The organism is Mesorhizobium sp. B2-3-7, from assembly GCF_006442695.1.
Lineage (GTDB): Bacteria > Pseudomonadota > Alphaproteobacteria > Rhizobiales > Rhizobiaceae > Mesorhizobium.
In genome coordinates this window covers 86,857-110,563 of sequence record NZ_VFVV01000012.1, presented here as the reverse complement: position 1 = coordinate 110,563, position 23,707 = coordinate 86,857, and the positions used below count along the sequence as shown (strand labels likewise).

Annotated in this window: 26 protein-coding genes; 20 read left to right on the top strand and 6 right to left on the bottom strand. The window is 62.7% G+C overall.

Annotated features, from left to right (window positions below):
• Window positions 1–4: 4 nt before the first annotated feature.
• Both pyrE and FJ940_RS22505 read left to right on the top strand, forming a co-directional pair.
• The gene (gene pyrE, locus FJ940_RS22510) at window positions 5–583 is read left to right on the top strand and encodes an orotate phosphoribosyltransferase (protein WP_140520690.1); all 579 of its coding nucleotides are present in this window, start codon (window positions 5–7) and stop codon (window positions 581–583) included.
• A 10-nt stretch (window positions 584–593) separates the two neighbouring features.
• Window positions 594–974, top strand: coding sequence for a VOC family protein (locus FJ940_RS22505; protein WP_140657969.1), 381 nt, complete (start codon window positions 594–596; stop codon window positions 972–974).
• Window positions 975–980: 6 nt separating this feature from the next.
• Here FJ940_RS22505 and FJ940_RS22500 read toward each other — a convergent pair whose 3' ends face one another.
• Entirely contained in the window at window positions 981–1,502 is a 522-nt protein-coding gene (locus FJ940_RS22500) for a GNAT family N-acetyltransferase (protein ID WP_140657967.1), read from the bottom strand.
• Between the two features lie 216 nt (window positions 1,503–1,718).
• Here FJ940_RS22500 and FJ940_RS22495 point away from each other — a divergent pair, with 216 nt between their 5' ends.
• The 9 genes from FJ940_RS22495 (at window position 1,719) to FJ940_RS22455 (ending at window position 9,246) form a co-directional block, all read left to right on the top strand.
• Window positions 1,719–2,318 carry a DUF2062 domain-containing protein gene (locus tag FJ940_RS22495; RefSeq protein WP_140657965.1) on the top strand — a complete coding sequence of 200 codons (600 nt, stop codon included), beginning with the start codon at window positions 1,719–1,721 and terminating at the stop codon, window positions 2,316–2,318.
• Window positions 2,315–2,728, top strand: a complete 414-nt coding sequence (gene acpS, locus FJ940_RS22490) for a holo-ACP synthase (protein ID WP_140494597.1) — start codon at window positions 2,315–2,317, stop codon at window positions 2,726–2,728. Before FJ940_RS22495 ends, acpS begins: the two co-directional genes overlap by 4 nt.
• Before the next feature lie 77 nt (window positions 2,729–2,805).
• The gene (gene lepB / locus FJ940_RS22485; RefSeq protein ID WP_140494595.1) at window positions 2,806–3,555 is read left to right on the top strand and encodes a signal peptidase I; all 750 of its coding nucleotides are present in this window, start codon (window positions 2,806–2,808) and stop codon (window positions 3,553–3,555) included.
• 4 nt (window positions 3,556–3,559) lie between these two features.
• Complete coding sequence (gene rnc, locus FJ940_RS22480; protein ID WP_140494593.1) at window positions 3,560–4,285, top strand: ribonuclease III; 726 nt, start codon at window positions 3,560–3,562, stop codon at window positions 4,283–4,285.
• Window positions 4,282–5,214: a GTPase Era gene (gene era, locus FJ940_RS22475; protein ID WP_140494591.1), complete on the top strand. Its 933-nt coding sequence runs from the start codon at window positions 4,282–4,284 to the stop codon at window positions 5,212–5,214. The genes rnc and era overlap by 4 nt, the downstream gene beginning before the upstream one ends.
• Window positions 5,215–5,219: 5 nt before the next feature.
• Window positions 5,220–6,110: an aminoglycoside phosphotransferase family protein gene (locus FJ940_RS22470; protein WP_140624524.1), complete on the top strand. Its 891-nt coding sequence runs from the start codon at window positions 5,220–5,222 to the stop codon at window positions 6,108–6,110.
• A gap of 582 nt (window positions 6,111–6,692) precedes the next feature.
• A complete protein-coding gene (locus tag FJ940_RS22465) occupies window positions 6,693–7,829 on the top strand; it encodes a porin (protein ID WP_140517808.1) in 1,137 nt (378 codons plus the stop codon).
• Between the two features lie 131 nt (window positions 7,830–7,960).
• Window positions 7,961–8,731 carry a DNA repair protein RecO gene (gene recO / locus FJ940_RS22460; protein ID WP_140494585.1) on the top strand — a complete coding sequence of 257 codons (771 nt, stop codon included), beginning with the start codon at window positions 7,961–7,963 and terminating at the stop codon, window positions 8,729–8,731.
• Window positions 8,728–9,246: a PaaI family thioesterase gene (locus tag FJ940_RS22455; protein WP_140555803.1), complete on the top strand. Its 519-nt coding sequence runs from the start codon at window positions 8,728–8,730 to the stop codon at window positions 9,244–9,246. Before recO ends, FJ940_RS22455 begins: the two co-directional genes overlap by 4 nt.
• Window positions 9,247–9,291: 45 nt before the next feature.
• On the opposite strand, the gene FJ940_RS22450 is transcribed toward FJ940_RS22455, so the two are convergent.
• Window positions 9,292–9,756, bottom strand: coding sequence for an NUDIX domain-containing protein (locus FJ940_RS22450; RefSeq protein ID WP_140580886.1), 465 nt, complete (start codon window positions 9,754–9,756; stop codon window positions 9,292–9,294).
• Between the two features lie 255 nt (window positions 9,757–10,011).
• Here FJ940_RS22450 and FJ940_RS22445 point away from each other — a divergent pair, with 255 nt between their 5' ends.
• The 8 genes from FJ940_RS22445 (at window position 10,012) to FJ940_RS22410 (ending at window position 17,983) form a co-directional block, all read left to right on the top strand.
• On the top strand, window positions 10,012–12,756 hold the full coding sequence (locus FJ940_RS22445; RefSeq protein WP_140657963.1) for a DUF2339 domain-containing protein: 2,745 nt from the start codon (window positions 10,012–10,014) through the stop codon (window positions 12,754–12,756).
• Window positions 12,757–12,808: 52 nt separating this feature from the next.
• The gene (locus FJ940_RS22440) at window positions 12,809–13,051 is read left to right on the top strand and encodes a type II toxin-antitoxin system VapB family antitoxin (RefSeq protein ID WP_140520954.1); all 243 of its coding nucleotides are present in this window, start codon (window positions 12,809–12,811) and stop codon (window positions 13,049–13,051) included.
• Window positions 13,051–13,467 carry a type II toxin-antitoxin system VapC family toxin gene (locus FJ940_RS22435; RefSeq protein WP_140520684.1) on the top strand — a complete coding sequence of 139 codons (417 nt, stop codon included), beginning with the start codon at window positions 13,051–13,053 and terminating at the stop codon, window positions 13,465–13,467. Before FJ940_RS22440 ends, FJ940_RS22435 begins: the two co-directional genes overlap by 1 nt.
• A 158-nt stretch (window positions 13,468–13,625) precedes the next feature.
• The gene (locus FJ940_RS22430; RefSeq protein WP_140494575.1) at window positions 13,626–14,138 is read left to right on the top strand and encodes an RNA polymerase sigma factor; all 513 of its coding nucleotides are present in this window, start codon (window positions 13,626–13,628) and stop codon (window positions 14,136–14,138) included.
• A 2-nt stretch (window positions 14,139–14,140) separates the two neighbouring features.
• Window positions 14,141–14,932: an anti-sigma factor gene (locus tag FJ940_RS22425; RefSeq protein WP_140657961.1), complete on the top strand. Its 792-nt coding sequence runs from the start codon at window positions 14,141–14,143 to the stop codon at window positions 14,930–14,932.
• A 207-nt stretch (window positions 14,933–15,139) separates the two neighbouring features.
• A complete protein-coding gene (locus FJ940_RS22420; protein ID WP_140657959.1) occupies window positions 15,140–16,237 on the top strand; it encodes a GNAT family N-acetyltransferase/peptidase C39 family protein in 1,098 nt (365 codons plus the stop codon).
• Window positions 16,238–16,242: 5 nt separating this feature from the next.
• Window positions 16,243–17,706, top strand: coding sequence for a RimK family protein (locus FJ940_RS22415; protein ID WP_140494569.1), 1,464 nt, complete (start codon window positions 16,243–16,245; stop codon window positions 17,704–17,706).
• A 19-nt stretch (window positions 17,707–17,725) separates the two neighbouring features.
• Window positions 17,726–17,983 (top strand): DUF3303 family protein, encoded by a 258-nt coding sequence (locus FJ940_RS22410; protein WP_246671087.1) that lies wholly within the window; start codon window positions 17,726–17,728, stop codon window positions 17,981–17,983.
• Between the two features lie 32 nt (window positions 17,984–18,015).
• On the opposite strand, the gene FJ940_RS22405 is transcribed toward FJ940_RS22410, so the two are convergent.
• A complete protein-coding gene (locus tag FJ940_RS22405) occupies window positions 18,016–18,933 on the bottom strand; it encodes a LysR substrate-binding domain-containing protein (RefSeq protein ID WP_140520681.1) in 918 nt (305 codons plus the stop codon).
• 115 nt (window positions 18,934–19,048) lie between these two features.
• On the opposite strand from FJ940_RS22405, the gene FJ940_RS22400 reads away from it, so the two are divergent.
• Window positions 19,049–19,939 (top strand): fatty acid desaturase family protein, encoded by an 891-nt coding sequence (locus tag FJ940_RS22400; protein ID WP_140520680.1) that lies wholly within the window; start codon window positions 19,049–19,051, stop codon window positions 19,937–19,939.
• Between the two features lie 9 nt (window positions 19,940–19,948).
• On the opposite strand, the gene FJ940_RS22395 is transcribed toward FJ940_RS22400, so the two are convergent.
• From FJ940_RS22395 to FJ940_RS22385, 3 genes are all read right to left on the bottom strand, one after another.
• The gene (locus FJ940_RS22395) at window positions 19,949–22,087 is read right to left on the bottom strand and encodes an EAL domain-containing protein (RefSeq protein WP_140657957.1); all 2,139 of its coding nucleotides are present in this window, start codon (window positions 22,085–22,087) and stop codon (window positions 19,949–19,951) included.
• A gap of 65 nt (window positions 22,088–22,152) precedes the next feature.
• Entirely contained in the window at window positions 22,153–22,785 is a 633-nt protein-coding gene (locus FJ940_RS22390) for an HD family hydrolase (protein WP_140624530.1), read from the bottom strand.
• Window positions 22,785–23,645 carry a folate-binding protein YgfZ gene (locus tag FJ940_RS22385; protein WP_140624531.1) on the bottom strand — a complete coding sequence of 287 codons (861 nt, stop codon included), beginning with the start codon at window positions 23,643–23,645 and terminating at the stop codon, window positions 22,785–22,787. The genes FJ940_RS22390 and FJ940_RS22385 overlap by 1 nt, the downstream gene beginning before the upstream one ends.
• Between the last annotated feature and the right edge of the window lie 62 nt (window positions 23,646–23,707).

The window sequence follows — 23,707 nt, the reverse complement described above, 5'->3', positions numbered from 1 at the left end:
ACGGATGAATACGGACGAAGTGCTGGATATTTTTCGCCAGGCTGGTGCTGTCCTGGAGGGGCATTTCATCCTGACGTCGGGTCTGCGCAGCCCTGTCTTCCTGCAGAAGGCGCGCGTGTTCATGCATGCCGATAAGACCGAGCGGCTGTGCAAGGCGCTGGCCGAAAAGATCCGCGCCGCCGTGCCGGGTAAAATCGACTATGTCGTCGGCCCGGCCATCGGCGGGCTGATCCCGGCCTACGAGACTTCGCGCCATCTTGGCGTGCCGGCGATCTGGGTCGAGCGGGAAGGGGGCGAGTTCCGGCTGCGCCGCTTCGAGATCGCGCTCGGCGCGCGTGTCGTCATTGTCGAGGACATCGTCACCACTGGATTGTCTATCCGCGAGACCATCGACTGCCTGCGCGAACTTGGCGCCGAGGTCACGGCGGCGGCCTGCATCATCGACCGCTCGGCGGGCAAGACCGATGTCGGCGTGCCGCTGATCGCCCTCGCCGAGTACGAGGTGCCGGCCTATCCGGCCGATCGGCTGCCGCCGGAACTCGCCGCCATACCGGCGATCAAGCCGGGCAGTCGCAATATCTGAGAGGGGCGGGATGATCATCAGTATCGATCATTTCGTGCTGACGGTGGCCTCACTCGAGGCGACCTGCGCCTTTTACCAGCGCGTTCTGGGCTTTAAGCGCATCGATACGCCGGGCCTGCCGACAGCCCTGGCTTTCGGCAACCAAAAGATCAATGTCCACGAGGTCGGCCGCACCTTCGAGCCGAAGGCGAAGTCGCCGACGCCCGGAGCCGGTGATTTCTGCCTGATCACCGATCGGCCGCTCGGCGAACTCCTCGCCAGTCTCGAAGCCGATCGTGTGGCGATGGAACTTGGACCAGTAGAGCGGATCGGCGCACGCGGCCGCATGATGTCTGTCTATTTCCGCGATCCCGACGACAATCTGATCGAGGTCAGTGAATATCTGGAATAGCCGCCGTTAAATCCGCGCGAGATCGAGCGGCATTGCGCAGCGCCGGCTCACCGGCATGCCGTGCGCGGCTTCCTGTCTCAGCCACCCGGCGAGCCGCGCATCGATCTGCGCATCCTCCAGGACGCGGAATCCGAACTTTCGGTAGAACGGCACGTTCCGAGCAACATCGCGAAATGTCGTCAGCGTGATCGTTGCAAGGCCGCGCCGCCTGGACTCCTCGATGACGGTCTCCAGCAGGGCTCGGCCGATGCCCGAGCCTTGCCACTCAAAACGAACGTCGAATTCCAGGATATGCAATGCATCGTCCTCAACGCTGGCGCTCAAGAAGGCGATGGCGCGGTCGCGCTTGTCCGTGGCGACCCAGCATGTGCCCTCCGTGGTCAGCGCGCGGTGCCGCTCGACGCTCATATTGCCGTCTTCGGCGATCCAGGCGAGGTCCGGTATGGAACGAAACGCCAGCCCGGCGGATTGCTCGATATCGGGCAACTCTTTCGCCTCGTCGTCGCGCGCTGGTCGAATGGTGGCCATGCCGGCCGTCCTTCTTTTCCTCAGTTTCGCCTCAATGGCGATCTTGTTACCCCCTGCGGCAGACCATCGCGGCAGCGTTTCGTTGTTCCGAAGGCAGCCTGTCGCTATATCAAAGTCGTTGTTGCCTTTCTGCGCCCCGGAAGCGCAAGATAAGTTGCTGTGACCTGGCTTGGGTGGCAGGACGGCGGGTATTGGTAGATCAGGAATTGGAATAGAGTGCTTTTTCGACGCCGCGAGCCTGATGGCCTCTTGGAGCGGGTGCGTACCTATCTATGGCCGCGCCGGTCGTTTTCGCGCTCGCTGCAGTACTTCTCCAAGCGCATCCTGCGGCTGAAGGCCACGCCGCATGCGGTGGCGGCCGGCGTCGCCGCTGGCGTCTTTGCTTCGTTCTTTCCGGTGGGTTTCCATTTCGCCATTGCCGCGGTGCTGTGCTGGCTCATAGCCGGCAATCTGGTGGCGGCCGCACTTGGCGCCGTATTCTTCGGCAATCCACTGACGTTCCCGCTGCTGTGGGGCGCCTCCTGGGAGACCGGCAAGCTGATCCTGCACAGCCGCCTGCCGGCGCACGGCCCGCCAGCACATCTGGGCGAGATGCTGCACAACCTTTCCTTCGCGCAATTGTGGGCCCCGGTGCTGAAGCCGATGCTGATCGGTGCGCTACCGCTTGGACTGGCCTTTGGGGTTCTGTTCTACGCCATCACGCGCTGGGGCATGAACGCCTTTCGCGAGCAGCGGCGCAAACGGCTGGCAGAGCGCGCGGCCCGCCATGAGCAATCGTCTCACCCAAACGCAAGCATCGGTTCCACCGCGCGATGATCATCGGCATCGGCAGCGATCTGATCGATATCAGACGCATTGAAAAGTCCTTGGAGCGCCATGGCCAGCGCTTTATCCAGAGAATCTACACCGAGGTCGAGCAAGCCCGCTCCGAAAACCGTCGGGCGCGGGCGGCCTCCTACGCCAAGCGCTTCGCAGCCAAGGAGGCCTGCGCCAAGGCACTGGGCACCGGCCTGGCGCAGGGCGTGTTCTGGCGCGACATGGGTGTCGTCAATCTTCCGAGCGGCGCGCCCACCATGGCACTGACCGGTGGCGCCGAGGCGCGGCTGAACGCGATTCTGCCAAAGGGCCATCGGGCGATGATCCATCTCACCATCACGGATGATTTTCCGCTTGCTCAAGCCTTTGTGATCATCGAAGCGTTGCCCGTCGAACAAGCGCCACATTGATTGCATCTGACCACCGGCATGACGTTGCCCAGCGCGCGCCGAGACTCTATACCATCCAACGCACAATCGAGGACGACATGAGCGTGGCTGAAAAACCCCAGAAGAAATCCGGCGGGCTTGGCGAAACCGTCAGCGTCATCGTCCAGGCGCTCTTGCTTGCCTTGGTCATTCGCACGCTCTTGTTCCAACCCTTTTCCATCCCGTCGGGTTCGATGCGGCCGACGCTGCTCGAGGGCGACTATCTCTTCGTCACCAAATGGTCCTACGGCTATTCCCGTTATTCGCTGCCCTTCGGCCCGGACATCTTCTCGGGCCGCATCTGGGGCTCCGAGCCGAAGCGCGGCGATGTGGCTGTGTTCAAGTTCCCGCCAGACCCGTCCGTCGACTATATCAAACGTGTGGTGGGCCTGCCTGGCGACAAGATCCAGGTGAAGGACGGCCAGCTGTTCATCAACGGCGTCGGCGTGCCGCGCGTGAAGACCGGACAGATCGACAATCCCGACATCACCGAAAAGGATTATCCGATCGACGTCTATCGTGAGACGCTGCCCAACGGCGTCAGCTACGACACGCTGGATCTGTCGCCGAACTCGATCGGCGACAACACGCGCGAGTTCGATGTTCCGCCCGGTCACTATTTCATGATGGGCGACAACAGGGACAACTCCGCCGACAGCCGATTCTCCGTCGGCTACGTTCCGGCCGAAAACCTGGTTGGCCGGGCCAACCTTGTTTTCTTCTCGATCGCCGGCAAGGCGAGCCCGCTCGAAATCTGGAAGTGGCCGTCGCTTATGCGTGCTTCGCGCCTCTTCCACTTCGTTAATTAGGGTCATGGCGGCGACAAGACGGCTGACCGCCGACGCGCTCGCCGAAGCGCTGGTGGAGCGCACGGGCCATGCCTTTGCCGACCGCCGGCGCCTGCAGCGTGCCTTGACCCATGCCAGCGCCCGCGGCGCCAATGCCGGCACCGACTATGAGCGCTTTGAGTTCCTGGGCGACCGGGTTCTCGGCCTCGTGGTGGCCGATATGCTGCTGGCCGCGTTTCCCGATGCGGCGGAAGGCGAATTGTCGCTGCGGTTCAACGCGCTGGTCAATGCCGAGGCGCTGTCGGAGATCGCCGAACATATTGGTCTGCCGGAGCTGATCCGCGCCGGATCCGACGTTCAAGGGCTCGAGGGACGCAAGCGCGTCAATCTGCGCGCCGACGCGCTGGAATCACTGATCGCCGTGCTCTACCTCGACGGAGGGCTGGAAGCGGCGCGCGCTTTCATCCACAAATATTGGCAGCCGCGCTCGCAGGCGTCGGGCGCCGGCCGACGCGACGCCAAGACCGAGTTGCAGGAATGGGCGCATCAGGCGGCAAGCGCCGTGCCCGTCTACCGCATCGATAGCCGCGAGGGGCCGGATCACGATCCGCTGTTCACCGTCAGTGTCATGGTTGGTGGGTTTCAGCCGGCTGTCGGCAGCGGCCGCTCCAAACGCGAGGCCGAGCAGGCCGCCGCCGCCGCCCTTCTCATTCGTGAAGGTGTCTGGATCGATCAGGGAGACGCGGCATGACAGCCACGGAAGACACGGTTCCGGCCGCGCCTGCGGCCGTTACGCATTCCGGCTTCGTAGCGCTGATCGGTGCGCCCAATGCCGGCAAGTCGACGCTGGTCAACCAGCTTGTCGGCGCCAAGGTGTCAATCGTCACCCACAAGGTGCAGACGACGCGTGCCATCGTCAGAGGCATCGCCACGCACGACAACGCGCAGATCGTCTTCGTCGATACGCCGGGCATCTTCAAGCCGAAGCGGCGTCTCGACACGGCAATGGTGACGACAGCCTGGGGCGGCGCCAAGGATGCCGATATCGTGCTGCTCCTGATCGATGCCGAGCGTGGCATTAGAGGTGATGCCGATGCCATTCTCGAACGCCTGAAGGATGTGCGCCAGCCGATGGCGCTGATCCTCAACAAGGTCGACCGCGTCAAGCCGGAGGCGTTGTTGGCGCTGGCGGCAGCAGCGAACGAAAGAGTGCCGTTCAAGCGCACCTTCATGGTTTCGGCGCTGACCGGCTCCGGCTGCAAGGACCTTCTCGATTACCTTGCCGAGGCGCTCCCGGTGGGGCCCTGGTATTATCCGGAAGACCAGATCTCCGATCTGCCGATGCGCCAGCTCGCCGCCGAGATCACTCGCGAGAAGCTCTATCTCAGGCTGCATCAGGAACTGCCCTATTCCTCGCACATCGAAACCGAGAAATGGGAAGAGAAGAAGGACGGCTCGGTGCGCATCGAGCAGGTCATCTATGTCGAACGCGACAGCCAGAAGAAGATCGTGCTCGGCCACAAGGGCGAGACCATCCGCGCCATCGGCCAGGCGGCGCGTATGGAAATCGCCGGCATCCTCGAGCAAAAGGTGCATCTGTTCCTGTTCGTCAAGGTGCGCGAGAACTGGGGCGACGATCCCGAACGCTACCGTGAGATGGGGCTCGAGTTTCCGCACTAGGATGGATGGATAGCAAGTCGAATATCGACGCAGCTTTAGTCAGCCGGTTGATCGCGGCGCAGTTTCCTCGCTGGAGGGATCTTGCGGTTCGGCCGATTGAACCTGGCGGATGGGACAACAGAAGCTTTCGTCTCGGCGACGAGATGACCGTTCGGTTGCCCAGTGCCGCCGCCTATTCCCTGCAAGTGGAGAAGGAACATCGCTGGCTGCCGAGGCTGGCGCCGCTGTTGCCGCTGCCCATCCCTATACCGCTGGCGATGGGAGCCCCGGCCGAAGGCTATCCGTGGCATTGGTCCGTCTACAGGTGGATCGAAGGTGAGACTGCAAAGCGCGAGCGTATCGCCAACCTGTCGGAATTCGCGGCGGACCTGGCCGGCTTTCTGGTTGCGCTGAAGCGGATCGACCCGGCTGGCGGACCGGGGCCGGGCCAACACAATTTCTTTCGCGGCGGGCCGCTGAACGTCTATGACGGGGAGACGAGACAAGCGATCGCGGCGCTCGACACCCGTATCGACGCCGGCGCGGCAAGCGCTGTCTGGGAAACGGCTCTTGCCGCCCCTTGGCAAGGCCCGCCCGTCTGGTTCCACGGCGATGTCAGCTGGGGCAATCTTCTGGTTGAACACGGCAGGCTAAGCGCGGTGATCGACTTCGGCACCTCCGGCATCGGCGAGCCCTCATGCGATCTGGCGATTGCCTGGACATTGTTCGAGGGAAAGAGCAGGGGGGCCTTCCGCGCTGGCCTCGGCGTCGACGACGCGACCTGGGCGCGCGGCCGCGGCTGGGCACTGTGGAAGGCGCTGATCACCGCCGCCGGCGAGATAGACGTCAACTCGGCCGAGATCGAACAATCCTGGCGCGTGATCGACGCGGTGCTGGCCGACCACAAGCGCCGGTAATAATGACCCAAACCGTTGGCTGGTGGCTATCGACCAGGGACCCCGAGGTTCCGTTGGGTCGACTTCTCAGTTGGCCAGCGCGGATTCTTGCAGACGAGTCCGCCGACGTCGGATTGATCTTCCCATCATGGCCTGTGGTCCGTTCCGGCGTGCCCGTGACCCGCTGAAAAGACTCCTTCGAGGGGATCGGCTTCGGTTTCACGTGGCTGGGGAATGGCTAGGTAGAAACGACCATGGAAGTGGGTTTATTTACGCGAAGTTTCTCAAACAATTGGTGTTCGTAGAATATCATCATAAAATTGGAACATACAGGGAATTATTACGGAAATATGACAATGTTCCACTTGTGCAGTGCCGTAATTTGAAGTGAATTCTCCAGTGCTATTTCTGCAACACAGATTTAATCTATGTCATCAATCCCGAATGTTTGTGGAATTGTCATTGAAGGCGGAAGATTGATGGGTATGTTCGCCGCGAAAAGGGGACGCGGTGCGGGCCTTTTTCGTTGTGGGTGAGGCGGGAAAATATATCCGCCAACCAAAATCCGAAGCCATTTTTAACTTTGACTGGAGAGGTCAGAAAATGAACATCAAGAGCCTTCTTCTCGGCTCAGCCGCGGCACTGATCGCGGTCTCCGGCGCTCGCGCCGCCGACGCTGTCGTCGTCGCCGAGCCAGAACCCGCTGAATACGTCAGGATCTGCGACGTCTACGGCGCCGGCTACTTCTATATCCCCGGCACCGAGACCTGCCTGCGCATCGGCGGCTATCTCCGCTATGACATAGGCGTCGGCGACAGCGGCACGCTGGATGGCGTCAACAACGTTGCCGATCACATGGACGGCGATAGCCACGACACCTACTACAAGAACATGCGCTTCGCGCTGAAGACCTGGACCGGCCAGGAAACCGAGCTCGGTACGTTGAAGACCTACACCGAGACTCGCTTTCAATTTGGCAACAGCAGCGGCGACTATGAGACTGGCGGCACTGGCTGGCAGGCCGGCAACAAGGCGACGACCCTCAACTTCGCCTGGATTCAGCTCGGCGGTCTGCGCGTCGGTAAGGATGAAACGGCATACGATTCGTTTATCGGCTATGCCGGCAACGTCATCCAGGACACGATCATCCCGTACGGTATCAAGGATACCAACGTCGTGCAGTACTATTTCGACGCTGGCAGCGGCTTCTCGGCCGTGGTCTCGCTCGAAGAAGGTACCGGCGTCAACACGATCGACAGCTATGTTCCGCATGTCGTCGGCGGCTTGAAGTACAAGGGCGACTGGGGTGCGGTCACCGGCGTCGTCGCCTATGACAGCAATTACGAGGAAGTGGCCGGCAAGGTTCGCTTGGACGTCAATGTCGGCAAGGAACTGACGCTGTTCGTCATGGGCGGCTACGGCACCAACGACAACATCAACGACTTCGGCACGGGCCGCACCCAATACAAGCCGTGGGGTGGAAACTGGGCGATCTGGGGTGGCGGCACCTACAAGTTCAACGACAAGACCTCGTTCAACGCCCAGATCTCCTATGACGACTGGAAGAACCTCGGCGTCGCTGCCAACGTCGCATACACGATTGTGCCCGGTTACACGATCACGGCTGAAGTCGATTACCTCAATGCAGGAAAATTCGACGACGCCGACTTCAACAACTGGACCAAGGCCGACAAGAAGAGCAGCGTCGGCGGCATCCTCCGCTTCCAGCGCTCGTTCTAACGGATCGACTGACCCCACCAGACCGCCCGCAGCTATGCTGCGGGCGGCTTTTTATGCACCCTTGCGAGAGCCAGCCCAGGCACCAAGCCCGTACCTTGATTTCGCCACCCGATCGGTGAAATGCTCCAGGCATGGAATGGCGCGACGAGGGAATCATTCTCGGCACCCGCAAGCATGGCGAAACCAGCGCCATCCTCGAGGTGATGACGCGTGCGCATGGCCGCCATCTCGGCCTCGTGCGTGGCGGGCGCTCGCGCAAGCAGCAGCCTGTTCTCCAGCCCGGCAACCGTGTCGACCTGCTTTGGCGGGCGCGCCTTGATGAGCACCTCGGCACGTTCCAGGCCGAAGCGATCGAGATGAATGCGGCCAGGTTGATGGAGAGTGCGGTCGCCGTGTATGGCCTGCAGACCATGGCCGCGCATCTGCGCCTGTTGCCCGAGCGCGACGCCCATGGCGGCCTCTACGAGGCGCTGTCGGTGATGATCGTGCATCTCGATGACGTCGATGCGGCCGGCGAACTGGTGGCCCGTTTCGAGCTCCTGATCCTCGACGAACTGGGTTTCGGTCTCGATCTCAGCCAGTGCGCCGCGACCGGCACGCGGCAGGATCTTGCCTATGTCTCGCCGAAATCGGGCCGAGCGGTGTCGCGGGAAGCCGGCGCGCCCTGGCGCGACAAGATGCTGGCGCTGCCGGCCTTCCTGCGTGGCTCCGGCCTGCGCGCCGATCCGGCGGCGATCCAGGATGCCTTCCGGCTCACCGGCTTCTTCTTCACCCGTCACGTTTACGAGCCGCGCGGCATCGAGCAGCCGGACGCGCGCTCCGGCTTCCTCGCCGCGCTGCGCAAGCACCACACGACAAAAGGCCTGTCGGGAGAAACCGCCGCGAGAGAAATCATCACATGAGCGAAGTGGAACTTTATCCAGGCCGGGTCTCGCCGCTCGGCCTCGGCACCATTCCGCATGCCGACATGCTTGCCTACACCGGCCTGGAACTTTTGCAGCGCATCATCGATGGCAAATATCCGGCGCCGCCGATTTCCTTCCAGCTCAGCTTCGCGCTGACCGAAGTCTCGGAAGGCCGTGCCGTGTTTCGGGGTGTGCCGAACGAGCGCCACCTGAACCCGTTGGGGGGCGTGCATGGCGGCTGGGCGGCGACACTGCTCGATTCGGCGCTTGCCTGCGCCGTGCAGACGCTGCTCGCAAAAGGCGAGGCCTATACGACGGCGGAATTCAAGGTGAACCTGACGCGGCCGATCACGCCCAGGACCGGAGAGGTGGTCTGTGAGGGCAAGGTCATTCACAAGGGCCGCACGCTGGCCGTTTCGGAAGCGACGCTGAAGGACGCCGGCGGCAAGCTGCTGGCTTTCGGCACCGAGACATGCTCGATCTTCCCGGCCTCCAATCTGGCGGCACGATAGGAATCGTCCTAAGGCGCACTGGGCGAGCGGTGATAACAGCGGATGTTATCCGGCATTTTGCCGTTCCACGAAATCGTCCAGGATCGCGCGCTGGCCTTTGAGTATCTTGAGACCGGCCTCCAACTCTGAAAACCAACCGGCCCGGTCCACTTCGGGAAATGCCTTCATGGATCCCGACCGTGGTGGCCACTCCATGGTGAACATGTTGCTTTTGATGGCATCGGTGTCGACGTCGGCCTCGACGCTCCACGCACTCACGATCTTGCCGCCAGGCTGCCGATAACTGCCGACAGGCTGGAAGTCGCCGTTGATGGCGACGCCGAGTTCTTCTTCCGCCTCACGTTGGGCGGCTTTCAACTCGTCCTCGCCTTCGTCGACGAGCCCTTTGGGGATAGACCATGCCCCCTCGTCTTTTCTTGCCCAGAACGGTCCACCCGGATGGACGAGCAGGAACTGGAGGGCCCCGGCGTTTCGCCGGTAGATCAGCAGTCCTGCGCTTCGTTGCGGCATACGTATTCCCATGACATCGCTTGGAGAACCCTTTGCGGCCAAGGTATCATAGGCCATCGGCTGCGGGTTTGGCAGGCAATGTTCCGGAAACCGGCCATTCGCAAGCGATGCCGAGGGCCAATGGGCGCAAGCCGCTGGCTTTCGACGCCGAAACATGCTCGATCTTTCCAGCCGCCGATCCGACGGCCGTTGGCTGGTCGTTTGCAGGCCACATTTGATTGTCAGTAGCAACTGGTCTGGTTTGGGGGAGCCGCCATGTTTGAAAGCCTGATCGGCCTTGTCGCCATCATCGCGCTGTTCGTCATCATTTCGCGCCAGCAGAGCCGCATCGGACTGATCGAGCGTGAGCTAGGCGCACTGCGGAGCCTCGTCCTTTCCGGCGCCGTGCCGCCTCTCGCCAAGCAGTCCGAACCGGCGGCGACCGAGGGCCAGCCGGCCGAAGCCGTTGTTGTTGCGGCCGTGGTCGTTTCGCCAACGGCCAGCGAGGCAGCCACCGGGCAGGCGCTGCCGGCTCTGGAAACCGACGCCGCGACGGACGAGGTCAAGCCGGGACCATGGACACCAGGCGAGGCGGCGCCCAAGGTAGCAGAATCCGAGCCTGTCGCAGCGGTGAAAGCGCCCGGCAAACCCGATATCGAAACGGCGCTCGGCACCCGCTGGGCGGTCTGGGTCGGCGGTTTGGCACTGGCGCTGGGCGGCCTGTTTCTCATCCGCTACACGATCGAAGCCGGAATTTTCGGCCCCGGTGTGCGGCTGACCATGGCCGGGCTGCTCGGCCTTGTGCTGATTGCAGCCGGCGAATTCATTCGCCGCACCGGCTTCAGGGTGCCCGTGCAAGGCGCCGCAGGCGCCTACATCCCGGCGATCCTGACTGCGGCGGGCGCCTTCATCCTGTTTGGCGCCGTCTATGCCGCACATGGCATCTACGGATTTATCGGGCCGGCGCTCGCCTTCACGCTGCTCGGCGCCATCGGCATAGCGACGATTGCCGCCGCCCTTGTCCACGGCCAGGCGCTGGCTGGTATTGGCCTCGTCGGCGCCATGGGGACGCCGATGCTGATCGCTTCTCGGGCGCCCAATCCCTGGGCCCTGTTCGGCTATCTGGCGATCGTGCTTGCCGCCAGCGGCGTCATTGCCCGCATGCGCGATTGGAAGTTGCTGATGACGGCGGCCTTTGTCGGTACCGGCATCTGGACGATCCTCTACATGACCGATGCGCCGGGCGCGAATTTATCCGTGATCCTGTTCGTGAACACCGTCACGCTGGCCGTGCTCGCCTTCGTCTGGCTCGGCCGCCGCAGCGACGAAAGCGGATCAGGCAGGGCTTTCGACTGGCCCTCCGTCGCGCCGGGCTTGTTTGTTGCCCTCTCGGCGCTGGACCTTTCGGTCGATGCGGCCTTCGTCGCTGCCGGCGATGCCTTGCCGGGAGCCGTCGTGCTCGCCGCGATGGTGGCCGTCGCGCTCTACCGCCCCCCGGCGCTGCCACTGCTCTATGCGGCGGGACTGGTGACGGTGCTGATCTATCTCGGCATCATCCCGCCGACTTCGATCGCTTCCGATTTTTCCGGCGACGTCTTGGGTATCGACGCCGTGCCCCTGGCGACATCGAACGCACTGACCTTGCGCATCGGTGTTGCGCTTGGCCTTGTCTTCATCGGCGCCGGTTTCTGGGCCGCCCGCAAATTTGCCGCCGCGCCCCACTTCCGCGCTGCGTCATGGGCGGCGTGGGGCGTCATCGTGCCGTTGGTCGTCCTGCTGGCACTCTGGTTCACGTTCGGCAATCTCGACCGCGATCTTGCCTACGCCGCCGTGGCGGCGCTGCTGGTCGTGGTTTTCGCTGCCGTGGGCGAGTGGATCGCGCGCGGCGAGCAACCGCCGTTGCAGGGCAGGGCCGCCGTATCCTTCGCGCTCGGCGGAGCCGCGCTCGCAGGCCTGCTGATGCTGCATATGGCCTTCAGTTCCGGCTGGACAACCATCCTGCTTGGTGCGGCCGCAATCGTGCCGGCGCTGGCCACGCGCTGGCGTTCCTATCCGGTGCTCGGCTGGATTTCGGTCGGCGCGGTCGCGGCGGTGCTTGGACGTGTCATCTTCGATCCGACCGTCGTTGGCCCCGAGTTCCTGTCGACGACCCCGGTTTTCAACTGGCTGCTGCCGGGCTATGGCGTGCCGGCGCTCGCCTTCGCTTTCGCCGCCTGGCAACTGGCCCGCACCACCGACGGCCGGCCGCGCCTGGCCATGGAAGTTTCGGCGGCGCTGTTTGCACTGCTGACGCTTGCCATGCTGGTGCGCCACGCCATGCATGGCGGTGTCCTCAACAGCGATGCGCCCACACTTGCCGAACAGGCCATCTACACGCTGATCGCGATCGGCGCCGGCGCCATACTCGTGGCCATCGACAGGCGCTCGCCAAGTTCCGTGCTGCGCTACGGGTCCATGGCGGCGGGCGTGATCTCGGTCGCCTTCATCGTCGTGCAGCATTTCCTGGTGCTGAACCCGCTTTTCACCGACGAGTCGACCGGGCAGATCCCGGTCTTCAACCTGTTGTTCCTCGCCTATCTGCTGCCGGCGGTCGCGGCCGGAGGGCTTGCGCTCTATGCCCGCAACAAGCGGCCGAAATGGTATGCCGCCATGCTGGCGCTGGTGGCGGCCCTGCTTGCCTTCGCCTATGCCACGTTGTCGGTGCGGCGCCTGTTCAAGGGTGAGTTCATCGGCTTGTGGAGCGGCCTTGGCCAGTTGGAAACCTACACCTATTCGGCACTCTGGCTGATCATCGGCGTGGCGCTGCTGACCGCCGGCGTCTGGCTGAAATCGCAGGTGCTGCGCATCGCCTCGGCCGCATTGATTGCGGTCGCCGTACTGAAGGTGTTCCTCTTCGACATGTCGGAGCTGGAGGGTGTGCTTCGCGCGCTGTCCTTCATCGGCCTTGGCGCCGTGCTGATTGGCATCGGCCTGTTTTACCAGCGGCTTTTGACCAGGGTGGCGAAGGGGCGTGAGGGTTAGGATTGTTTGAATATTCAAAATGGAATATATGAATATTCACGGAGATATTCATATGCCGCTCTATATCCGCGACGATGAGGTAGATGCGCTGGCGACGAAATTGCAGCGCGAGACGAATGCGCCGAGCAAAACGGAAGCCGTGCGAACCGCGCTTTTGCACGAACTTGAACGAAGCCGCGCCCGCAAACCGCTGCGGGAGAGGATTGCCGTTCTTCAAGCGCAAGCAGCGGCGTTGGGGCCGTCCGACACCACCTTCGATATGAAGGCATTCATGGACGAGATGTGGGAAGACTGATGTTTGTCGACGCATCGGTTGTCGTTGCAATTCTCGCCAAGGAATCGGGTTGGGAGGAATTGCTGAAGCGGATCGCCGACGTCGACGGTCAGCTGTACATTTCAGCGCTTGTTCGGCTCGAAGCTACGCTTGCCCTCGGGCGAGTGAATGCCGGTGCCAAAAAGCCGACTCCCGGAATGCTGTCTGCGGCGCGCAATCTGGTCGATGCGTTCATTGTTGAGATCGACGCTCGCAATGTAACCATCAACGAGGATATCGGTGGGCGCGCCATTGATGCCAGCATCCGGTACAGCAAAGCGGTCGGTCATCCGGCCGACCTTAATTTTGGTGATTGCTTTTCCTACGCCTGCGCCAAGGCTCTTGATGTTCCGTTGCTCTTTAAAGGCAATGACTTTCTCAAGACCGATTTGGCGTAGTTGGCCTCCTGTTGATTGCGGGAATAAACCCGCCGCTCCCATCGTTACATCATTGCTTGGGTGACCGGGGCGGTGGACCGCTTCGCACTGGCTGCTTGCGTCGCGCCGCGAAGGCGCGTTCAATCTGATGAATAGGGCAATTCCGAAAACCAGCGGTCATGGACGAAAAGAAGGCAGCAATCCTCGGCGAAATACCGCGCCTGCGCCGCTACGCACGCTCGTTGTTGCGCGACCGCGATGCCGCCGACGATCTCGTCCAGGACTGTCTCGAACGGGCCCTCATGCGGCTCGACAACTGGCAGACGGGAGAAAGCCCCAGGAGGTGGCTGTTTACGATCATGCATCATTTGTTCATTGACCAGATGCGCAAAGTGAACCGGCGCGGCGAAGCCGCGATGCTGTCGCTGGAAGCGGGCGAGGCGGTTGCACAGCCGGCCGAGCAGGTGGAAAGCATCGCCTCGCGCGAGATCGTTGACGCATTGCAGGCGATCAGCCCCGACCGCCGTGCAGCGCTCGTTATGGTCGCGATCGAAGGCTTTTCCTATGCCGAGGCCGCCAACATCCTGGGCGTGCCGGCCGGAACGCTGATGTCGCGCATCGCGCGCGGGCGCGAGGAGTTGCGCGGGCTGCTGGACGACACGGCACGCCGCCGTTCGATAAGGATCGTCTAGAAATGATCCGCCGCGATTTCTCCGAACGCGACATCCACATGGCACTCGACGGCGAGTTGCCGGCCGATGAGCGCGCCGCCTATGACGCATGGCTCGACGCCACTCCCGAGATGAAGGCGAAAAGCGCCCGTTTCATCGCCGACAGGACGGCATTGCGAGATGCCTTCGCTGGCGTGATCGACGAGCCGGTGCCGGTGCGGTTGCGCAAGGTGGTGCTTGGCGAGACGCCAGCCAGGACGCCAATGCCACGCTCGCGCTGGTGGCTTGCTGCCGCCGCTGCCGGTCTACTGACCGCGGGCGGGTTTGGCGGCTACTTTGCCGGCAGCGACGGTATTGGCCGGGAAGATCAGGCCGAGGATCAGTTGGCCGAGCAGGCGATCGCCGCGCATGTCATCTATGCCGCCGAGAAGCGGCATGCGGTGGAAGTGCCGGCAAGCGACAGGGACCATCTGCTGACCTGGCTGTCCAACCGGGTCGGATTGAAGCTGGTTGCGCCGGACTTGACCGGCAGCGGGTTCCAACTGGTCGGCGGCAGGTTGCTGCCGGCTGGCGAGAGCAAGGCGGCAATGCTGCTCTATGAAGACGACAAGGGCGAGCGCATATCGCTCTTTGTAACGGCCGAATCGGTGGAGAACGCCAGGGGGACCTACGCTTCGGCGCAAGCCGGCCCACAGGCGGTCTACTGGCTGGACAAGGGCTATGGCTGCGCTGTCGTCGGCTCAGTGCCGCGCGAGCAATTGGCCATCGTGGCCAAGAGCGCCTACAGCCAGCTTCTGGCCGGCCTGGCGAGTTGAACAGCATCGTTTTTTTGGCGGCGCCGCCTACTCGAAAACGGTGACCTGGTTCAAAGCCTTTGTCCTCCCGGGCTGGCGCCGAATCTGTCACAATTCGGCCCTAATCGAGGTGCGATAGCGCTGGATGGGCGCTGCCGTTCTGGGCTGGTGTCTGGACGTTTCGAATAGGGCCTTCATCACAACCCAATCGAGGTTTTCCAAGCCCGCATGCCTGCCGAGATCCGCACGGCCCGCGCGACTGACGTCGATGATCTCGCCGCCATCGAGAAAGCTGTTTTCTCCAGCGACCGCATTTCCCGTCGCTCCTTCCGACAGTTCATCGAGCGCGAGACCGCCGAGACGCTGGTCGCCGAAAGAGATGGCCGCGTCGCCGGTTATGCGATTGTGCTGTTTCGCAAGGGCAGCGGCGTGGCGCGCCTTTATTCGATCGCCACCAGTCCCTTTTTTGGCGCCCTCGGCATCGGCCGCCGGTTGCTAACGGCGGCGGAGGAGGCGGCCTTCGAACACGACCGCATGATGCTGCGCCTAGAAGTGCGGGAGGATAATGCCCGCGCCATCAGCATCTACGAGCGGGCCGGCTACCGCAAGATCGGTCGCGAACCCGATTACTACGAGGACGGCGCCACGGCGCTGCGCTACGAGAAGACTTTGCGCGGCGAACTTCCGGCCGCCACCAGCGTGCCGTTCTACCAGCAGACCTGCGAATTCACTTGCGGTCCCTGCTGCCTGATGATGGCCATGGGCAATTTCGATCACGACTTCGTACCGGACCCGGTCAGGGAAATTCGTCTTTGGCGCGAAGCGACGACCGTCTTCATGATGTCGGGCCCGGGTGGCTGCGAGCCGTTCGGCCTTGCGGTCGCCGGCTATGAGAGCGGCCTTGCGGCCGAGATTTACGTGTCTTTCTACGGCGCGTTGTTCCTCCAGTCGGTGCGCAGCGCGGACAAGCGCCGGGTGATGGAACTGGCCCAGGTCGACTTTCGCCGACGCGCGGAACTTTACGGCATCCCGGTGAATTACCGTTCATTCACCATCGACGACATTCGCGCCGCGATCGCGAAAGGAAAATTGGTGCTGGTGCTGATCAGCGGCTTCCTGATGTTCGGCAAGAAGGTGCCGCACTGGGTGTTGGCCATCGGCGACGACGGCGACCATATCCTGATCCACGATCCCTGGGTTGAGGACGAGAGGCAGGAGACCATCCTTGATGCCGCCAACATTCCCGTGCCTTACGGCATCTTTATGAACATGGCGCAGTTCGGCCGCGACGGACTGCGCGCCGCCATCACTCTGGGGAAGCGCTGATAACAATGACCTGGGTTATCTTAACTGGCCGGCAGAGCGATCTCGACCAGGTGGCGACACCGCACAAGATTATCACGAACCGCGACTATCTCGCGCATCCGGCGCTGTTTCGCGGCCAGCGTCCCAAAGTCATCAACCTGTCGAACAATTACGGCTACCAGAGCCGCGGCTATTATGCCTCTCTGCTGGCGGGTTCGCGCGGCCACAAGGTCATCCCGACCGTCGAAACCATGATCGATCTGTCGGAGCGCAAGCTTTACGAACATGCGCTGCCCGAACTGGAACTGGCGCTCAACAAGTGCCGTAAGGATCTTGGCGGCGCTTTTCCGGCGAAGGTCTGCATCTTCTTCGGCATTGGCCCGTCCAAGGTGTGGGACCGATTCGCCAAGCTCCTGTTCGACTGGTTCCGCGCGCCGGCGCTCGAGGTCCACATCAAGGATAGTGCCGAATGGGCCTCGATCCGCAAGATCGGCTTTCATCCCCTGGCGCGCATGACCGAGGAGGAGGAGAGCTTCTTCCTGCAATGCCTGGACACCTATACCAATCGCGAATGGCGCGACACCAAGGGCCGCACGCCGGCGCGCTACACTTTCGCCACGCTGGTCGATCCGCATGAGGAATTGCCGCCCTCGGAAATCTCCTCGCTGCGCTACTGGGCCAGGATCGCCGAAAAGATGGGCGTCGAAATCGAGCCGATCACCAAGAGGGACCTCGCCAAGCTCGCCAATTACGACGCGCTGTTCATCCGCGAAACCACCTCGATCTCCAACCATACCTATCGTTTCGCGCGCCGCGCCCAGCAGGAAGGCATGCCGGTCATCGACGACCCGCTGTCGATGATCCGCTGCACCAACAAGGTCTATCTCAACGAGCTGATGGCCTACAACAAGGTGCCGGTTCCGCCGACCGTGATGATAGCCGGCACTTCCGACCTTGAACTCGCGGCGCAGACGCTGGGTTTTCCGCTGGTGCTGAAAATCCCGGATTCCTCCTTCTCGCGCGGCGTCAAGAAATGCGCCAATTTCGAGGAATTGAAGACACTCGCCACCGAATGGCTGGAGGATTCCGATCTTCTGATCGCGCAGAAATTCATCCCGACCGAATATGACTGGCGTGTCGGCGTGCTCGGCGGCCAACCGCTGTTTGCCGTACATTACCTAATGGCCAAGAAGCACTGGCAGATCGTCAACCACAAGGCCAGCGGCAAGCCCGACCAGGGCGGCATCAAGACCTTCACGCTGAAGGAGACGCCGCCCCATGTCGTCGAGACGGCAGTCAAGGCGGCGCGCTGCATCGGCGACGGCCTCTACGGCGTCGACCTCAAGGAGACCAAGGACGGCGTCTTCGTCATCGAGGTCAACGACAATCCCAACCTCGATCATGGCTGGGAGGACTCCGGCGAGAAGGACGAGGTCTGGGTACGGCTGACGCAATGGTTCCTGGAACGTTTGGAGCGGCCGGGCCGATAATTATCCGATTGGGGCAGAGATGCTGTTTTTGGTGACCGAGGATTTTCGCGGCTGCGACCGCAAGGAGATCTACCGCCGCTTCCGCGATTACGGTCGCCTGAACCCCGAGGAGCTTCTGGTGCACCATAGCTGGATCGCGGCGGACATGAGCCGCTGTTTCCTGCTGGTGGAGACCGACGACGTCACGCTGCTGCAGCGCTGGGTGATCGAGTGGGCGGATCTGGTGGAGTTCGAGATCGTGCCGTGGCGGCGAACAAGGACATGGTCGAGGCATTGAGCGGGCACCTCTGACCATCGCCGCTTGCCGGCTCAGCGGAGCGCCGGCGAGCCCACCGCGCGCTGGCATTCATCGACCAGCCAGTCACGGAACGCCGCCACGACGTCCCTTCTTGCGCTCCGCTGCGGAATCGTCAGGCAATAGGGCTGGCGCAGCGCAATCGCCTTGGCGACAGGCCGGACCAGCCGGCCGTCCTCCACGGCCTCGGCGCAATAGATCCCTTGCGCCAGCGCCACGCCCAGTCCCGAAATGGCGAGGTCGAGCGCCGCGCGCGAGGAGTTTGCCGATAGGCCGCGCTGAATGCCGCGCCCAGGCGCGATGCCGGCCGCCTCGAACCAGCTGCGCCATGAGGGAAAGGATGCGCCGGTCGGTCCCCAGTCGGTGTGGATCAGGGGCAGCCCGGCGAGCGGACCGCCATCCGCCTTCAGCACGCTGGCAAGCTTTGGCGCGCAGACGGGATAGACCGCGTCCTGGACAATGTCCTCGATCGGGTGCTCACGATAGTGCGGACCGTAGGAGAGCCTGACGTCGATCAGGTCGCGGTCGAACGACACCGGGTCGTCATCGCCCCTGAGAGATATGTCGACGGCACCGTGGATGGCGATGAAGCCGGCAAGGCGCTCGGAAAGCCAGCCCATGGCCATGGACGGAGGGACCGAGACAACGAGCCGCGGGCGGAACGCATCGCCTGCAAGCTGGCGCGAGACGCTGCCGATTTCCTGGAAGGCCATGGTCAATCGAGGCAGCATCTCGACGCCAGCCTCGCTCAGGACGACACGCCGGTTGGCGCGGTGGAAGAGCTTGCGGCCAACTTGCTCCTCGACGATGCGGATGAGCTGGCTGACTGCGGCGGCCGAGACCGATAGCTCTTCCGCCGCCGCGGCGAAGCTGCCGGTGCGCGCAGCCGCCTCGAAGGCCTGAAGACCTCGCAACGATGGCAGTGCAACCATGGCGGTGACCAAAAAGATAAGCTCAGCTTATCTATATTGCAGAAATCCTCGTTGTTAGAAAGGTTTCTTGCTGGGGTATGCTGACCGAATGAATTCAATCAGCCGGAATGCCCCTATGGATCATCGTGACGTGATCGCCTCGCTGACGAATGAGGAGCGCAGCCGGCTAACCGGCAAGTCGGATGGGCCCGGCCTTGTTCAGCTCGCTTTCCACCTCGGCGCGATCCTGCTCCTCGGATCGTTGATCGCCGCCAAGGTGCCGTTCTGGCCGCTGCTGATGCTGCCGCAAGGCATACTGATCGTGTTCCTGTTCACGCTGCTGCATGAGACGGTGCATCGCACGGCTTTCGAAAGGCAATGGCTGAACGACGCAGTCGCGCGTGTCTGCAGCCTGGCGATCGCGCTGCCGGCCGACTGGTTCCGCTATTTCCATTTCGCCCATCACCGTTTCACACAGGATCCCGAACGCGATCCGGAACTGGCTTTCCCGAAGCCGGAAACCTGGCGGCAGTACCTGGTCCACGTTTCCGGACTTCCAGTGTGGTTGGGGCATTTGAAGACGCTCTACGCCAATGCTGTGGGACGTTGCCAGGACAGCTACGTGCCCCCCAAGGGGCGTCCGAAGGTACGCGCCGAGGCGCGCGCGATGATTGCCTTCTACGCCGTCGTGCTGATGCTCGCGCTGTGGTTCAAGGCGAAGGTGCTGCTCCATGTCTGGATCTTTCCCGCGCTGCTCGGCCAGCCGTTCCTGCGGCTCTATCTGCTGGCCGAGCATGGCCGCTGCCCCTTCGTCGCAAACATGCTGGAGAATACCAGGACGACGCTGACCAACTGGGCTGTGCGCAAGCTTGCCTGGAACATGCCCTTCCATGCCGAGCATCACGCCTATCCGGGCGTGCCCTTCCACCGGTTGCCGGAGTTTCATGCGCTGATCGAGCGGCATCTGAAGGTTGTCGAGCCGGGTTATATCGGCTTCCATGAAAAATACATCGAGACGCTGCGCTGATTTATGGCGTCAGCCGGTCTGGCTGCGCACCGCGCTCGATTTCAACAGGTGCTGAATCTCCGCCGCCTTTGACGGCACGCCGATCAGATAGCCTTGCGCCTCCACGCAGCCGTTTCGGCGCAGCATGTCGAGCTGTGCTTCGGTTTCTACGCCTTCGGCGGTGACGGTGATGCCCAGTTCGGCGCCCAGTCCGATGATGGTGCGCACGATCGCTGCGGTGTCGAGATTGCCGATGTCGGAGATGAAGGAACGATCGATCTTGATCTTGTCGACGGGAAAGCGCCTGAGATAGCCGAGTGAGGAATAGCCGGTGCCAAAGTCGTCGAGCGCGATGCGGATGCCGAGTTCACGCAACTGTCGCAGCGTCTTCAGGACGGCTTTGCTCTCGTCCATCAGCACGGTTTCGGTGATCTCCAGTTCCAGTCGTCCGGCCGGCACGCCTGAAAAGGCCAGGGCGGAGATGACGCTGCGAGCAAAGCCGCCGCTTTTGAGCTGCACGGCGGAGACATTGACCGCAATGCGCAGGCCAGGTGGCCAGGCTGCCGCCGTCGCACAGGCCTTTCTCAGCGCCCATTCGCCAAGCGGCACGATCAGCCCGGTTTCCTCGGCGACCGGAATGAATTCGTCCGGCGCCACAGTGCCGCGCGACGGCGAATGCCAGCGCATCAGGGCCTCGGCGCCGACAATCTCGCCCGAAGCTATGGCCATGATCGGTTGGAAATCGAGATCGAATTCCCGGCTCGGCAGCGCCGTATCGAGATCGGCTTCGAGCGCCCGGCGCGCGCGCACCGTGGCATCCATGCCGGGCTCGAAGAAACGGTACAGGTTGCGCCCTTCGCTTTTTGCCCGGTAGAGCGCCATGTCGGCGTTTGTCAGCAATGTATCGGCGTCCCTGCCATCGCCGGGAGAAAGCGCGATGCCAACGCTGACGCCAACATGCATGTCCCGGCTCTTGTCATGAAATGGTTTGGCGATGGCCTCGACAATGCGTTTCGCCAGTTTTTCCGCGCTCGCCAGGCCCTCGACGTTGAATTGGACGATCACGAACTCGTCGCCGCCAAAACGGGCGACGATATCTGCGTCGTTGTCCACGCAGCGCAGCAGTCTTGCGGCCACGCCTTTCAGCAGCCGGTCGCCAGCCGGATGTCCCAGCGTATCGTTGACGACCTTGAAGCGGTCGAGGTCGAGCGAGAAGATTGCCAGCGGTCCCGCGGCCGCATCCTCCAGTGCCCGGTCGAGCCGGTCGCGAAACACCGAGCGATTGGGCAACCCGGTCAGCACGTCGTGATGCGCAAGATGGGTCATGCGCTCCTCGGCAAGCCTGCTCTCGGTCACGTCATCGAAAGTGGCGACCCAGCCGCCGCCGCTCATCGGCCGGCGGGCAACCATCAGCGTTCGTCCGTCGGCGAGCCGGCGGGGGGTCGACCGCGTCTGGCCGGCCAGCACGCGAGCCTCGGTCCTCGAAACTTCGTCCTCGACATCTATGGGCGCATAGACCCCAAGGCGCACCAGCCGTTCGAGGAGTTCGCGGTGAGTCATGCCGAGCGGCAGATCCATCTCGGTCACACCATAAAGCTCCAGGATGCGCTGATTGCGTACGATCAGCCTGCCGCCGGCGTCATACATCAGCAGGCCCTGCGACATGTTCTCGAGCGCCGCGTCGAAGCGGCGATGCTGTTCCTTGAGATCCTGTTCGGCGCGCCGCTGCTCGGTGATGTCTTCGTAGATCGAAACCCAGCCGCCCGATGCCAATGGCCGGTGCGAGATGCTGATGATGCGTCCATCAGAGAGCGCCTCCTCATAGGTCGAGGGTTTCGCTCCATCGATATAGGGCTTGCGGATGGCGTAAAGTTCTTCGGCGCTTTGCGAGGCGATGCCGACATCGACGCTGTGCCGCAGGATGTCGATGAAATGGATGCCCGGCTGCGCCACGTTGGCGTCGAGGCAGAAGATGTTGATATAGTTGCCGTTGCAGATGATCATGCGCTCGTCGGCGTCGAACATGCAAAGACCATGCGACATGTTCTCGACGGCGGCCGAAAAGCGTTCGTTTTGTTCGCGCAGTTCGTCTTCCATATCACGACGATCCACGCCTTCGGCCCCCTGTTCAGGGACGGTCGAACCATCCTTGTCGTCAACGACGGGCATGAGGCGTGCCTGCGGCTCGTGATCGAACACCGCACTGTCGGCTGTTCCGGTTAATTTAGCGTTTTCTACCCTACCGCCGTAGCAACCTTGCGCCGCGACTTCTCGATCGCGGAAAAACGCTTCAGGAAGGCATTCTGTGCCCAGGTTACCGAGCGCGGCGTGAAATCGAAGCGCTCGGCACTGAAGCCGCGTGGACGACCGAAGAACTCGGTCGCCTCCGCGGTCGAAAAGCCGGCGAGCAGCGTTGCCTCGAAATAGGCGGCGATCTGGTCCGCGCGCTTGATCTCCTTGCGCAGGCCGGCGCCTGGTTCCGGCGGTAGCGAGAAGCGCAGATGGATGGCGCGCTGCAAGCGCAGTTCACAGTCCTTATAACTGCCGCCCATCACCGATTTGAACGGCGAGATCATGTCGCCGATTACATATTCGGGCGCATCGTGCAGCAATGCCACAAGCCGGGCGTCCGCCGGCGCATCGGGCATCAGGTCGCAAAACAGCGCTTCCACCAGCAACGAATGCTGGGCGACCGAGAAGGCGTGCTCGCCGCGGGTCTGGCCGTTCCAGCGCGCGACGCGGGCGAGCCCGTGGGCGATGTCCGAAATCTCGATATCGAGGGGTGAGGGGTCGAGCAAGTCGAGCCGGCGGCCGGACAGCATGCGCTGCCAGGCGCGTGGCGGCGCACCGATGCGGTCGGCCGCCATCAGGCCTCCTCCGTGCCGGCGGCTTCCTGGGGAAAGCTGAATTTGGCGAAAGGTGGAATGGCAACCGTAACCGGCACGTCTCCGGCCAGGATCGGCTGGCCGGCGTCGAGCGCTGTCTTGACCCTGTCGATACGGGCGATGCCGAGGCCGATCGTGCCGGCATTCGAGCCGAGAGTGCCCACCGATCGCCCGTCGACGGTCAATTCGGCGCCGGCCTCAGGCAAGGCCCGTTCGGCCCTGACGATCAGCACCCGCCGCCTTGCCGTGCCACGATGCTGCATGCGCGAGACGACCTCCTGGCCGACATAGCAGCCTTTCCTGAAGCCGACGCCACCGGTCTCGTCGAGCAGCACGTCATGCGGGAAGGCGTCGCCGAGCTGGTAGTCGGTGCCGCTCTCGGCAATGCCATGCGCGATGCGCAAGGCCTGCCATGCGGCACCGTCGTCAGTCTCTTGAGCGCTGCCATAGGAGCGGGTGACGCTTTCATCGCGAAAGCGCCGGTCGGCCAGCACGGTTGAATCCTTTTGTGAGGGAGCTGACTCATTTCCCCAGGCAATGGAGACAAGCGTCTGTTCGGATTTGGCAATCTCGACCTTGGCGCGCAACTTGTACAGCATCAGCCGGCGTACGAAATCGTCAGCGATGTCGGCGCGGCATTCGAGGCGGAACGCGTTTTCGCCGGCCCGTGAGATCAGGAAGTCAAACAGGATCTTGCCTTGCGGTGTCAAAAGCGCGCCCGGTTTTGCCTCGCCGGCGCCGAGCGCGTCGAGGTCGGTGGTCAGGATGTTCTGCAGGAAGTGTTCGGCATCAGGGCCGGAGATGGAGATGAGCGCGCGGTCTTTCAGCAGGGCAAAGGGCATGGGGCGAATAAAAGCCTGATCTTGCAAAACGGTTGGCCATTACGTAAGCCGCTGACACTCCC